This is a genomic window from Timonella senegalensis JC301 (assembly GCF_000312125.1).
Classification (GTDB): Bacteria; Actinomycetota; Actinomycetes; order Actinomycetales; family Cellulomonadaceae; genus Timonella; species Timonella senegalensis.
On record NZ_HE978641.1, the window covers coordinates 437,054 to 448,988 of the forward strand.

10 protein-coding genes and 1 pseudogene are annotated in these 11,935 nt (G+C 61.8%); 5 read left to right on the forward strand and 6 right to left on the reverse strand.

Annotated features, from left to right (window positions below):
- The 3 genes and pseudogenes from HGSM_RS01935 to HGSM_RS01945 form a co-directional block, all read right to left on the reverse strand.
- Positions 1–474, reverse strand: a pseudogene (locus HGSM_RS01935) (PD40 domain-containing protein); the annotation flags it as partial.
- 147 nt (positions 475–621) lie between these two features.
- Positions 622–1,383, reverse strand: coding sequence for a glycosyltransferase family 2 protein (locus HGSM_RS01940; protein WP_230197485.1), 762 nt, complete (start codon positions 1,381–1,383; stop codon positions 622–624).
- Positions 1,384–1,541: 158 nt separating this feature from the next.
- A complete protein-coding gene (locus tag HGSM_RS01945; RefSeq protein ID WP_019147050.1) occupies positions 1,542–2,369 on the reverse strand; it encodes a DUF5926 family protein in 828 nt (275 codons plus the stop codon).
- Positions 2,370–2,492: 123 nt separating this feature from the next.
- On the opposite strand from HGSM_RS01945, the gene pgm reads away from it, so the two are divergent.
- Positions 2,493–4,166, forward strand: a complete 1,674-nt coding sequence (pgm, locus tag HGSM_RS01950; RefSeq protein ID WP_019147051.1) for a phosphoglucomutase (alpha-D-glucose-1,6-bisphosphate-dependent) — start codon at positions 2,493–2,495, stop codon at positions 4,164–4,166.
- Positions 4,167–4,353: 187 nt separating this feature from the next.
- Here pgm and HGSM_RS01955 read toward each other — a convergent pair whose 3' ends face one another.
- Positions 4,354–5,238: a class I SAM-dependent methyltransferase gene (locus HGSM_RS01955; protein ID WP_019147052.1), complete on the reverse strand. Its 885-nt coding sequence runs from the start codon at positions 5,236–5,238 to the stop codon at positions 4,354–4,356.
- 248 nt (positions 5,239–5,486) lie between these two features.
- Between HGSM_RS01955 and HGSM_RS01960 the strand changes: the two genes are divergently transcribed.
- Positions 5,487–6,095 (forward strand): sunset domain-containing protein, encoded by a 609-nt coding sequence (locus tag HGSM_RS01960; RefSeq protein WP_019147053.1) that lies wholly within the window; start codon positions 5,487–5,489, stop codon positions 6,093–6,095.
- Between the two features lie 163 nt (positions 6,096–6,258).
- Here HGSM_RS01960 and HGSM_RS01965 read toward each other — a convergent pair whose 3' ends face one another.
- On the reverse strand, positions 6,259–6,612 hold the full coding sequence (locus tag HGSM_RS01965; RefSeq protein ID WP_019147054.1) for a GNAT family N-acetyltransferase: 354 nt from the start codon (positions 6,610–6,612) through the stop codon (positions 6,259–6,261).
- A gap of 306 nt (positions 6,613–6,918) precedes the next feature.
- Here HGSM_RS01965 and HGSM_RS01970 point away from each other — a divergent pair, with 306 nt between their 5' ends.
- Complete coding sequence (locus tag HGSM_RS01970) at positions 6,919–8,295, forward strand: MFS transporter (protein ID WP_154646208.1); 1,377 nt, start codon at positions 6,919–6,921, stop codon at positions 8,293–8,295.
- Between the two features lie 128 nt (positions 8,296–8,423).
- Positions 8,424–10,196, forward strand: coding sequence for a pyruvate dehydrogenase (locus HGSM_RS01975; RefSeq protein WP_019147056.1), 1,773 nt, complete (start codon positions 8,424–8,426; stop codon positions 10,194–10,196).
- A 132-nt stretch (positions 10,197–10,328) separates the two neighbouring features.
- Here the strand turns inward: HGSM_RS01975 and HGSM_RS01980 are convergent, their stop codons facing one another.
- A complete protein-coding gene (locus HGSM_RS01980; protein WP_019147057.1) occupies positions 10,329–11,441 on the reverse strand; it encodes a VIT1/CCC1 transporter family protein in 1,113 nt (370 codons plus the stop codon).
- A gap of 133 nt (positions 11,442–11,574) precedes the next feature.
- Between HGSM_RS01980 and HGSM_RS01985 the strand changes: the two genes are divergently transcribed.
- On the forward strand, positions 11,575–11,931 hold the full coding sequence (locus tag HGSM_RS01985) for a nucleotide pyrophosphohydrolase (protein ID WP_019147058.1): 357 nt from the start codon (positions 11,575–11,577) through the stop codon (positions 11,929–11,931).
- Positions 11,932–11,935 lie beyond the last annotated feature (4 nt).

The window sequence follows — 11,935 nt, forward strand, 5'->3', positions numbered from 1 at the left end:
GGCGCTGCGCCGGTCCTGGGTCCACCCCGCGCCGTTGCCTCGCACCTTGTTCTCAGTGACACGGCGAGGGTCTTCGGCTCCGGCGCCCACGCCGTCAACAGTCCCGTAGCGCCCGGGCTCTGCCACGGTGGACGTGAACGCGATCGAGCCGGAGTCTGCGGACCACACAAAGGAGGAGACCCCAAACGTGCGGTTGGTGATGACGAGCGGTTCGCCGCCGCGTGCGTCCATGAGCGCGAGCTGTGGGCGGCCCTTGGCGTCCGGGCGCAGGAACGCGATGGTTTCCCCATCGGGAGAGAACTGCGGTTCGGAGTCGCTCTTGCCGCGCGTGATGCGGCGCGGTGCGCTCGAACCGTCGAGGGCGATCTGCCAGAGCTGGCCGGTGTAGGAGTCCGTGTCGTAATTTGCGCGCGACGTTGCGACGACTGCGACGGACCCTTCTGGGTCAACGGTGGGGGTGGATACGGTGGTCATCAGGTCAAGTTGATGTGGTTTCACCTTTCCAAGACTAACCTTCATCTCGCACTGCGGGATGAGTGTCTCACGCTATGCACGGCCGGGTCGTACTCGGGGTGTCTTGGCTGTCGACTCCCCGAGCCCTCCCCGGCCGGTCAGCGCAACCTACTTCTTGGCGCCGATCTTGCGCACGCGCCGCGCTGCGACAGCGAGTTGCACGTCACGGTACTGGTTGGCGCGGTGAAGCGTGCCCTTCCAGTCGCGTCCGGATGGGCGGTGCTTGAGGTCGCACGGGACCTCAACGGCAACGTACCCCTGGGACACGAGGTCGATCGTTAGCCCGGTCTCGACGCCCCAGCCACGAGCCAGAGGCGTTGCTGCCTCGAATGCCTCACGGGTCAGGCAGCGCATGCCGGACAGCGGCTGGGTGGGGGTCCAGCCTGTCAGCTTAGTGATTGCTGTGCGCGCTGCACCGACTACGAAACCCCGACCACCGGCACCGGGCTGAGGCGGAAGGAGCGCGATCGACATGTCGGCCTCGCCCTTCAACACAGGGTCGATCAGCGGAGCAGTGTTGACTGCGGTCTCTGCGAGGTCACCGTCGATAAACAGGAGCAGACGCGGGAGCTTGCCCTGAGCATCACGCATCGCAACAACCGCGGCGCCAGTTTCCATGGCGGCAGCCTTCCCCCGGTTGTGGGAGTGCCGTACGACGACTGCACCGGCTTCTCGTGCCACATCCTGGGTGTCGTCTTCGGATCCGTCGTCGACTACGAGGACTAGGTCCACGTGTGGGATCGCCCGCGCAGAACGGACGGTCGCCGCAATGCGGGCGGACTCATCCTTGGCTGGGATCACCACGGCGACGCGCTGGCGTTCGAGGATACGCTCGTCCACCTGCGACGATTCTGACTTGGCGCGACGGATGCGCACGACTGGCTGGCTACCAGTACCCTGCGCTACCCGCGAGTTGTCGTTCACAAAAGCCCCTAAATCGTTGCCTGATAAAAACCATTGCTTTATCAGGAGATTACTATTCGGCCGGGTGGGTCGCATTGCGACCCACCCGGCCAGTTACAAATATGTCAGCGAAGCGTGATCTGACGGGAGATGATTCCCGCACGTGCGCGGCGCTCGTTGGAGTCGAGTGGCTCGGTGTTCTCGATTGCCGCCTTAAGCGACTTCCAGAACTCAGCGGCTGGTGCGCTGATGTCCTCTGCCTCGGTTCCGCGGACGAGCTCCCACACAGGGATCACGATTCCGCAGGAACGGAAAGCGCCGAGGAACTTCGAACCATCGATCGAGGACTCGCGCTTTGCGTGCAGGCGAGCAATTCCGTTGATTACAGCGTCCTCGTCGTATGGCATCGACCAGCGCAGGAACTCCTTGGCGCCCATGCGGCACCAGTAGGCGGAGTCAACGGTGTCGAGCTTCACGGTGTCGATCAGGGAGTCGGCAAGGTCCTCGAGCTCTTCCTTGATCTCCGGGGTCAGTTCCTCATCTGGGGACATCCAGTAGTCGAAGCCATCTCGGACCTCAACCTCGAAAGGCTGGGAGAGGTCGAGGATGTCTTGGAGGCGTGGGCCGGCCTCTGGGAGGTCGGAACGCAGGAGCGGGGTACCCGGCTCGAGCTCGATCGTCTCGAGCAGGTTTGCTGCTAGGTCGCGGGACAGGTCGCCCGATCCAGCGAGGGTCTGGAGTGCAAGGAGCACGACCCCATCGGTGCGGTGCAAACCAGCGAGCTGGTTTGGCAGGGAGGTGGTGAAGATGAACTCGCGGGAGCCGTACTCGGCGTTGGTGCGAGCCTTAATGGTTGCGGCGGGGACGATCTCGCGCATGGCGACAAGGTCTGCCTCTGCGGGGAGTCCCTCAAATGGGCGCAACACAAACTCTACGGACGTATTCTTAGCCATACCCGAAAGCCTACCGGTTGGCTTTGAACCTGCGGGAAGAATAATGCGCAAATTCTGCTCGCATTTCGAAATCTCGGCGTGACGGCCACCACCTTGGCAGGAAATAAGTGGGAAGATCGAGGCATGGATCCACGTGCTGGCACTGTTGCCCTCCCCGAAGACCTCATCGATGTTGACGCCCTCATTAGCGCCTACTACGACCTCGAACCCGACGTTTCCCTAGCTACTCAGAAGGTGACGTTCGGGACCTCTGGCCACCGCGGGTCTTCACTCGACCACGCGTTCAACGAAGCCCACATTGTGGCGACAACTGCGGCAATCGTCGAATATCGACGAGGCGCTGGAATTGACGGGCCGCTGTATATCGGGCGAGACACCCACGCGCTGTCTCTGCCAGCATGGCAGAGCGCGATTGAGGTGCTGGTAGCCGCGGGTGTACGCACAATGATTGATGCACGCGACTCGTATACGCCAACCCCAGCGGTGTCCCACGCCATCCTCCTGCACAACGGAGCCGCGACGTCGGAAGGCGTGCGCGTGGTCGGCCCCGGGCTAGCGGACGGAATCGTTGTCACCCCCTCCCACAACCCTCCGCGTGACGGCGGGTTCAAGTACAACCCACCCCACGGTGGACCAGCAGACTCGGACGCGACCAGTTGGATCGCGAACCGCGCAAACGAGATTCTGAGCCAGGGCTGGAAGTCAGTAGAGCGCGTGCCGTTCGCCCGCGCAGTGGAGTCCGAGTACCTGGGCCACCACGATTTCATGGCAGCCTACGTGGACGACCTAGCAAACGTACTCGATCTCGAGGCCATCCGCGGTGCCGGTGTACGCATCGGAGCAGACCCACTCGGTGGCGCGTCCGTTGAATACTGGGGCGCAATCGGCGAGCACTACGGTCTTGACCTGACCGTAGTGAACCCGCAGGTTGACCCTCGCTGGGCGTTCATGACGCTCGATTGGGACGCCAAGATCCGCATGGACTGCTCCTCCCCCTACGCCATGGCGTCGCTCGTGGAGAAGGTTAAGGGCACCTCGCAGTTCGACATCGCCACGGGCAATGACGCGGACTCAGACCGCCACGGTATTGTCACCCCGGACGCTGGCCTGATGAACCCGAACCACTTCCTAGCGGTGGCCATCAACTACCTGTACTCCGGTGCCCGTCCGGGCTGGGGCGAGGGCACCGCTATTGGCAAGACCCTCGTCTCCTCTGCACTCATCGACCGTGTGGCCGGCGGTTTGGGCCGCAAGCTCATCGAGGTCCCCGTGGGCTTCAAGTGGTTCGTCCCCGGCCTCATCGACGGCACCGTGGGCTTTGGCGGCGAAGAGTCGGCAGGGGCCTCGTTCCTGCGCAAGAACGGAAAGGTCTGGACCACGGACAAGGACGGCCTGCTGCTCGCACTGCTCGCGTCCGAGATCCAAGCCAAGACCGGAAAGTCTCCATCGCAGCACCACGCCGACTTGGTGAGCCAATACGGCGAGTCGTGGTACGCCCGCGTGGATGCGCCAGCCTCGCTCGAGGAGAAAGCAACCCTGTCCAAGCTTTCCCCGGAGCAAGTCACGGCAACCGAGTTGGCCGGCGACCTGATCACCGCCAAGCTCACCTCAGCCCCAGGTAACAACGCCTCGATCGGCGGCCTCAAGGTCACCACCGACAACGCCTGGTTTGCGGCCCGCCCATCGGGCACCGAAAACGTGTACAAGATCTACGCCGAGTCGTTCACGTCGGCTGAACACCTGGCACAGGTCCAGGAATCGGCCAAGGCAGTGGTTTCCGAGGCCCTCGGCGGCTGATCACCCGGACTTCGCTCGCACTCTCTAGACGGCTATGGCTAGACGGCCCCACGCCCAAACCAACACACGAACCCACCATTTTTGTTCGGTGTCATCGTTCTACAGCGAGAAATCGAACAAAAATGGTGGGTTCGTTGGTTTCAGTGCGGCATTTCGGCTGGCCCAGCACCAGCCTGCCCAGCCGCCGTCAGACCTTCCGCGCCACCAGCGTAAACGTGCACGGAATGACGTCGCGCAACGGCTCGGGCCACATCCAGCCCTCTGGACCCACCTGCACCATCTCGGTGGAGAACTCCCACGGCAACGTGTCGCCCTCGTGCATCGCCTCGAGCCGCAGGCCCGCAGCGAGCAGCGCATTCACGACCTCCGAGATCGGGTGCGGCCACTCGTACGTCCGCGTCGAGGTGAGCTTGCCATCGCCCGCATACGTGGTGTCGTCGTCCCAGCTCTGCGCCTTACCGTTGGGGAAGTAACGGTAACGCGGTGCTGGCGGGTGGACCATTTCGTCGAAAATATAGAGGGACGGGTGACCGTCCCGGATATAGAACACGCCGCCGCTGCGCAGCAGCGCGGCAATCTGCCGCGCCCACGCGGCCAAGTCATTAAGCCAGCAAATTGTGCCGATGGACGTGTACACCACGTCAAACTGATCTTCGACGATTGTGGCGGCTTCCAGCACATCGCCTTCGACCCAGCGAACATCGTGTCCGAGCTCGTCCGCGAGCGCTCTTGCCGCTTTGAGTGCCTCCGGTGAGAAGTCGAGGCCGGTGACCCGCGCACCGAGGCGTGCGAACGACACGGTGTCCGTGCCGATGTGGCACTGCAGGTGGCAGAGGTCGAGGCCGCTCAGGTCCGCGGTGCCCGATGTGCTGTGTACTGCGGGAAGGTGCGGCAGCAGGTAGGGCAGGTCGTAGGCGACCACGGGCGATACATGCGCTGGATCGGTGCGGAGCGGTTCGAGGTTGTAGCCGCCGCCCGCGTGGAGAACGGCGCGCTCGTCCCAGTTCTCCTGGTTGGCCGCGCGGGCGTTCTCCCAGTCGATCTCGACGTCGGGGTTGTTGTTCGGGTTCATGAGGTTGACCCTATTTCGGGCCGCGGTACCCGTCCACCGATTTTCCGCGTGCGACCTCGTGCAACGGCGCGCTAGTTCACGGGTAGTCGGCGCTCGCCGAGCGCAAGAATTTCATCCACCCAGTTCCTGAACATGGGTAGTTTTCCCCAACCTGCAAATCTAGACTCGGAGGGTCCTGCGGGGCGTAGTTACCCAGCAAATACGCCGCCGCACACCGCCCGTACCCTCACACAATGGAGTGCTCAGCTATGCGCGTAGCAACCCGCTTCCTTTCGGTGATCACCGCGGCTGCCCTGACCTTTGGAGTCGGCGCCGCCGTAGCGCCCGCGACCGCTGCCCCAGCAGGCATGGCCACGGCCACCGCAGTCAAGAACACCGTAACCATCACCAAACTCGCCAACAAGAAGGTCGCCTACGGCAAGAAGGCAACCTACAAGCCAGCAGTGAAGACCACCGGCAAAATCAAGGTGACGTCCAAGACCCTCACGGTCAAGCAGGGCACCAAGACGCTGTACAAGAACAAGTCGTCCGTTGCCCTCAAGGCTGGCACCTACAAGATCACCTCGACAGTGAAGTACAAGGTCGGCACCGTCAAGGCCGGTTCCGCAACCGTGGTCTATGGCGCAACCAAGACCAAGACGCTGACCCAGACCATTAAGGTCACCCAGGGAGCCAAGCCGAACTGGGTATGGGGCACGGGCGGCTACAACTGCCCTGCCGGATATCCCGTCAAGGGCAACCAGTCAGGTATCTACCACGTCAAGGGCGGTGCCTACTACAGCCGCACCAAACCTGAGCAGTGCTTCACCACCGCGGCTGCCGCAAAGGCAGCCGGGTACCGCGCTTCCAAGCGCTAACACAGATTTACGACGATTGTGGCTGGTTACCAGCCACAATCGTCGTAAATTTAGTGCCAAGCACGCTGGAAACAGCGAACCCACTATTTCTGTTCGACCAGCCGCCTACAGGCGGTGAAACAGAACAAAAATGGTGGGTTCGCTGTGGTTTAGAAGGTGAGCGTCAGCTCACCGGATCGAACTCGTCAGGGTCGCTGGGACCGTCCAGCAGGTCCTGGTAGACGGGGTTGTTCTCGATGTAGTCGGAGATGAAGGGGCAAATCGGGTCAACGGTTGCGCCGATCTTGCGGGCCCACGAAAACGCCTCAGTCGCCAGCTCGGATGCGATTCCGTGACCACGAAACTCAGGCTTGGTGACCACAGATGGAATCGCCATGATCTTGTTAAACAAGCCCTGTCCACTGACCTCGTACTCGAGGTGGCCCACGATCTTGCCGTCATCGGTCACTGCATTGAAGCGGTGGCCGTCCTGGTCCTGAACGATATCGAAACCAAAGTCATCATCAATCTCTGACATAAACACAACCACCTTTTCCGCAGGTTATCCGGCACATACACAACTGTAGTTGAGGCCGAGAGACCTGCAAGCGGCCACTCCTGCAGTCGGGGTCATGACGCTATTTCGCAGAACTACGGTGTGGCAGATCACCACGTTAGGAAACGTAAACAATGAGAGAATTGGCAGGTGGTTAACGAATCTTCCCCGCTTGAAGACTCACGTGCACACACCGCGAAAAAAGCTTCTCGCAACCCGTACGCAACAGTCTATTCAAAACCCGGTGCCGCTCGATTTTCGATTGCTGGCGCGGTAGCCCGATCCCCAATGTCCATGGTTGGACTCGGAATCATCCTGATGATTTCGATGTACGCCGAGGAATGGGGCATGGGCAAAGAGGCATACGGACTCGCAGGAAAGGTCAGCGCCGCATACGTGATCGCGCAGGCGATCTGCTCCCCGCAACTGGCCAAAATGGTTGACCGGTATGGGCAAGCCAAAATCATGCGTCCGGCTGTGGTCGTCTCGGCAACCTCGCTCTCCGCACTGGTCGCGTGCACGGTAACCGGACAGCCCATCTGGACCCTCTACCTCTTTGCAATCCTGACCGGTGCAACCATCGGATCGATTGGCGCAATGGTACGTTCGCGCTGGTCAAACGCGATCGACTCACCCAAGGAATTGCACACAGCGTTCTCGCTTGAAGCCGCAATCGACGAGATGATCTTTGTCATCGGACCGATTGCCGCAACATTGCTCGCCACCTCCGTGGCACCCCATGCTGGGCTTATCGTGCCCGTGGTCATGATGATCGTGGGCGGGTTCTGGTTCCTCTCACAGAAGTCCACCGAACCACCCGTAGTCCGGTATGCCAAGCACGACAAGGTCAAGAGTGTGCTGCTCAACCCTGCGATGCTCTGCCTGATCGCAGTGTTCGTCTTCATGGGCGCAGTCTTTGGAGCAAGCGACGTTGCAACCATCGCGTTCGCAGAGGAACAAGGCCAGAAGTCAATGGCCGGAGCCATCCTCGCGGTGTTCGCTCTCGGATCCCTTATCTCCGGACTCGTCTACGGCGCCCGTCAGTGGGCGTCCCCACTGTGGCTGCGCTTTGCCATCGGCATCATTGCGCTCGCAGTCCTCAGCTCCCTGTTCTTCATTGCTACCAACCTCTGGATGCTCGCCGGAGCGATGTTCATCGCCGGGTTGGCCATCTCCCCCACGCTGATCAACGGAAACAACATGGTCCAGCTCGTGGTCTCACCACGGCAGTTGACCGAGGGCCTCACGTGGGTTGGAACTGCGCTTGGCGTGGGAGTCTCCTTTGGCTCCTCGATTGCTGGTTCCCGCATTGACGCACACGGCGCCCACGAGGGCTTCCTCATCGTGGTTGTCTCCGCAGTGGCCTCCGTGGTTGTGGTTCTAGCTGCCGCAGGAGTGCTGCGCAAGAAGACTACCGAGCACGTCACCACAATCGAAGAGGTAGACCTGACCGGCTCTGAAACGTTGGGCATCGAAGAACTCTCCAATACGGCCAAGGGACAGGTAGCCGCCCAGTCACAAGCCGAGGCTGAAAGCTGGGAAGAAGCCAAGGGCAACGACAAGTCCAAAGTAGACACAGCTACCAAGCCAGAAGCAGAGGCAGAATCCACAACTTTGGGTCAGGACGCCGAAGAACCAGAGTCCGAATCCACCACAGTTCCATAAACACGAAAGCCACCCCGCCGGGGTGGCTTTCGTGTTTCTACGACCCGGTGCACATGCGAGCACAGCGGGTCGGCATAAGGATAGAGAAAAGGCCCGCTCAGCCAGAGCGCACCAACGGAAGGAAAACCATGGCAAAGCCCGCAGCCAGAAGCAAGACAGTTGCAGACCTTTTGATCCAGCAGATCATCGCTGCCGGAGCAAAACGGATCTACGGAATCGTTGGGGACTCCCTCAACCCGATCGTGGACTCCGTTCGCCGCGCAGCCAAGGCCGGTGCCGATATTGAGTGGGTTCAAGTTCGCCATGAGGAGGTTGCGGCGCTCGCCGCGGCTGCCGACGCCGAGGTCACCGGAAACCTCGCGGTCTGTGCTGGATCGTGCGGACCCGGAAACCTCCACCTCATCAACGGTCTGTACGATGCAAACCGCTCCCGCGTCCCCGTCCTCGCAATCGCAAGCCACATTCCAAGCAAGCAGATCGGAACCGGGTTTTTCCAAGAAACTCACCCAGACCGTCTGTTCACCGAGTGCTCCGTGTACTCCGAGATGATCTCAAGCGCACCCCAAGCACCTCGCGTGATCAGTTCTGCAATCCGCCACGCCTACGGCAGCAAGGGCGTCGCCGTCCTAACCATTCCCGGAGACGTTGCCGATCTTGATGTGGCTGCTGAGCTACCGAACGTCGATTTCAACCCAGCTTCACCTCGCGTGATCCCTGCAGACGTTGAACTCCAAAAGCTTGCAGACGCAATCAACGGTGCCAAGAAGGTCACGATCTTCGCCGGAGCCGGAACACGCGGTGCCCACGACGAGGTCCTCGCGGTCGCTGACAAGATTGCAGCTCCAGTCGGGCACTCGCTGCGCGGCAAAGAGTGGATCCAATACGACAACCCCTTTGACGTGGGAATGTCGGGCCTGCTCGGATACGGTTCCTGCCACGAGGCGATGCATGCCTCCGACCTTGTGATTCTGTTGGGCACGGACTTCCCGTACGACCAGTTCCTCCCGGAAGACGTGAAGACCGCGCAGATCGATATTGACCCGACTCACCTTGGTCGGAGGACCCGACTCGACGTCGCCGTGGTGGGAGACGTCAAAGAGACGATGATCGCGCTCCTGCCGCTCCTGAACGGTGGCCGCTCGCGTCGGTTCCTCGATTCAATGCGCAAGAAGCACATCAAGGCCATGACCGGTGTGGTTGGCGCGTACAAGGGTAAGAAGGCGGAAGACATGACGCCTATCCACCCCGAGTATGCTGCCGACATCCTCGACCAAGAGGCCGCGGACGACGCCGTGTTCACTGTGGACACCGGAATGTGTAACGTGTGGGCGTCCCGCTACATCACGGCGACCGGCAAGCGCAGGGTGATCGGCTCGTTCCTCCACGGGACCATGGCCAACGCCATGCCACACGCAATCGGAGTCGCGGCGTCCTCACCGCGCCGCCAAGCCATCGCGATGTGCGGTGACGGTGGATTGTCGATGCTTCTCGGTGACCTCATCACCATCAAGCAGTACAACCTGCCGGTCAACATCGTGGTGTTCAACAACTCGACCCTGGGCATGGTTCGGCTTGAGATGCTCGTGGACGGCTTGCCCTCCTTCGGCACGGACTCCACGGCAGTGTCCTACGCCGCGATCGCCAACGCGATTGGCATTCCGGCCGTGCAGGTCGAGCGCGCCAAGGATCTGCGCCAGGCACTCCGTGGGGCGCTGGACCGCAAGGGCCCGACCCTCGTGGAGATCATGACGGATCCCCATGCCCTGTCCATGCCACCAACCATCACGGCCGGTCAGGTCGCAGGATTCACGGTGGCCATGAGCAAGGAGGTGCTCGGCGGCGGACTCGGCGAGGTCGTCTCGATGGCACGTTCGAACCTGCGAAACATCCCTAGGCCGTAGCTGGCTGGTGCGGGGGCTCATGGCCCCCGCGCCATCAGCCAGAGGCTCGCACCCGCGCCCAGAGGCAACCAACGGATGATTATTGATCCGTTGGATGCCGAACGGATCAATAATCATCCGTTCGATGAAGGGTTAGCTGACCGTTGCGCCGAAGATCAGGCCCAGCAGGTACGTGGCCGCAGCCGCGCCCAGCCCAATCGCGAGCTGGCGCAGTGCGCGCCGCACCGGCGAGGAACCCGAAAGTACGCCCACGCTCGCACCGGTCAGCACCAGCGCGACGCTCACCAGACCCACCGCAATGGCAACCGCCGCATACCCCTCCACTCCGCACACGTATGGAAGCAGCGGAATGAGCGCGCCGGAGGCGAAGAACGCAAAGCTCGAGGTGGCCGCACCCCACGGCGTTCCGATGGCCTCGTGGTGGTCCTCCGCTACGTCATCGGCAAGCTTGGACTTGGACGAGAAGTTCGCGATCATCTGATCCGCGTGGGCGCTGGCTTCCCGTGCAGACATTCCGCGTGCACGGTAGACCAGCGCGAGTTCGTTCTGATTCACGTCAAGATCTCCTATAGCACGCGAGGCCTCTGGCGCAGGGTTCTCGGCTTTCAGTAGCTCACGTTGCGAACTCACCGACACGTACTCGCCCGCACCCATCGACAGCGCCCCGGCGAGCAGCCCTGCGGCACCGGAAAACAGGACCATATGAGTACTCGCACCGGATGCACCGATTCCCAAGATCAGCGCGAGGTTGGAGACGAGACCATCGTTCGCGCCAAACACTGCGGCCCGGAACGTCCCCGACATCCGTTTGCGCCCTCGGGTGGCAAGCCCGCGCACGACCTCACCGTGAATGCGCTCATCCGCGAGCATCTGGGCTGGCGCATCCGGCTCGCTGCCGTACTCCGTGCGGTTCTCCGCCTGCTGTGCGAGCGCCAACACGAACACTCCACCGAACAACTTGGCAAGCCAGCCGAGCAGCCTCGTGCGCTTGGAACCGCGCAGCGGCTTACCCACCTGATCCCCTAACAGTTCACGCCAGTACTGCTCATGGCGTGCTTCGGCGTCCGCAAGTTCAAGCAAGATCTCTCGTTCCTCGCCCGTTCGCCCGGCGGCGAGCTCGCGGTAGACCGCGCCCTCCGCTTGCTCGTCCGCAAGGTACTGGCGCCACTTCTTGATCTGCTTCGCAGTGGGCACAGCGGGTGCGGGAGGGGTGGGCACAGCGGGAGGGGTGGGCTGGGAATCCATTCAAAGCTCCATGTCAACGCACGTTAGGCTGCCCACGATGAAGGCGCCTCTACGCACACTACGCGGCCGAGACGGAACGCGGGATCCAGAAACCACAAGTTCGCATGACCCAACTTGTGGCAGGCTGGACACCATGACCAGCATCTCCCAGTTCACTGCAGACGTCCGCGCGTTCTCCGAGGAGCGTGATTGGCCCAAGTTCCAGGATCCCAAGTCCCTCCTGCTCGCGCTGATGGGTGAGGTGGGAGAGGTAGCTGAGCTCATGCAGTGGACTCGCGAGGCGGACGTTGTTTCAGACTTCGAAAGCCCGGAACGCAATCATCGGGTCGGCGATGAGCTTGCCGACGTCTTCATCTACCTCGTACGGCTCGCGGACGTGCTCGGAGTCGACCTCGGCCAGGCAGCCGAGGAAAAACTCGAGCGAAACCGAAGCCGGTTCCCCACGCAGGGACCCGACAGTATCATCGGTAAATTGCCTTCCAAGCGTTAAAGAA